Below are 1,091 nucleotides of genomic sequence, written 5' to 3'. Positions count from 1 at the left end.
ACCCCGCTGCCGGAGGGCGTGCTGAACGGCCGCGGGCAGATCGGCGACGGCGCGATCGACATGCGGGAGTGGCAGCGCTACGTCGAGGCGGCCGGCTACACGGGCGCCATCGAGGTCGAGCTGTTCAATGACGTGCTGTGGGCCCGCGACGGCCGCGAGGTCCTCGCCGAGACCGCCGAACGGTTCGTGGCACACACCCTTTGAAGCGGGGGCCGGAGGGGAATCTCGGGAGTTCCCCTCCGGCCCTCTCCAAAGCCCCTACGGGTTCCGGAAAACCGTCGTGAACGCGCGGTCGAAGCGCCGTGCCGCCAGGTCCGCGCGCTGGATCGACCAGTGGACGGTGGCGCCCTCCAAGCCGTCGATCCAGGGATCCCACTCGGCGAGCAGCACCCAGTCCGCGAGGTCGTCCGACACCGGCTCGCGACGGCCCGCTTCCGCCTCCCTCAGCGCGCAGGTCATCGCCCTCCCGACGGGGTCGGTGTCGACGGCCTCCTGGTCGGCGTACCCGCCGAGCCGGAGCCGCCCCGAGGAGGCGATGTCGTCGTAGGTCTCGGCCCACACGTCGGCCAGTTCCTCGGAGCGCGGATGCCCGGGCAGCGGCACCCAGCGGGGCTCTTCGGGTATCTCGACCCAGTGGTGGTACGGCAGCGAGACGTCGACCGTCGCCCTGAGCGTGTCCTGCGGGAACTGCGCGAAGACCTCCTGGTACTCGTCGTCGTTCTCGAACCAGGCCCATCCCTCCTTGTCCCGCTCCTCCACGGCGGCGCCCGCGGGGACGTACACCACGTTCCCCATGTCGGTCAGGTCGCCGAAGTCCTCGGGATAGGCGAACAGCAGCAGCCGGCCGTCGGGCGGGAGAGGGAGGTCCGTCGCGTCCGCGGGCAGGGCCGCGAGATCAATGGTGGCGACGAAGGGATGGAAGGGGTGCGGTGTCCCGACGGGAAGCATCAACGCCCCCCGAACCGCCCCACGACCGGCCCGTCCCCGCCCGTCCCCAGCGTCGCGCAGGGCCGGGCGGTGTCCATCCACCGCTCCACGTCCTCGGCGGGTATCCCTCGCGCGAGGGCCTTGTCACGGAAGGGACGTAACCT

1 protein-coding gene and 1 pseudogene are annotated in these 1,091 nt (G+C 71.5%); one reads left to right on the top strand and one right to left on the bottom strand.

The features are described 5' to 3' along the window. Positions 1 to 204, top strand: a pseudogene (locus tag JF597_RS55300) (sugar phosphate isomerase/epimerase); the annotation flags it as partial. 54 nt (positions 205 to 258) lie between these two features. Here JF597_RS55300 and JF597_RS55295 read toward each other — a convergent pair. Continuing rightward, a complete protein-coding gene (locus tag JF597_RS55295; protein ID WP_294014861.1) occupies positions 259 to 948 on the bottom strand; it encodes a DUF1963 domain-containing protein in 690 nt (229 codons plus the stop codon). Between the last annotated feature and the right edge of the window lie 143 nt (positions 949 to 1,091).

Origin of the sequence: Streptomyces sp. (genome assembly GCF_019510245.1) — a bacterium.
In the GTDB taxonomy this organism is placed as follows: Bacteria; Actinomycetota; Actinomycetes; order Streptomycetales; family Streptomycetaceae; genus Streptomyces.
The sequence above is the reverse complement of the archived record's forward strand: the minus strand, read 5'-3'. Positions and strand labels throughout refer to the sequence as shown.

What these genes read in the sequence shown, in the direction of transcription:
- JF597_RS55295 (WP_294014861.1), bottom strand. Translation starts at nt 948, where the DNA reads ATGCTTCCCGTCGGGACACCGCACCCCTTCCATCCCTTCGTCGCCACC.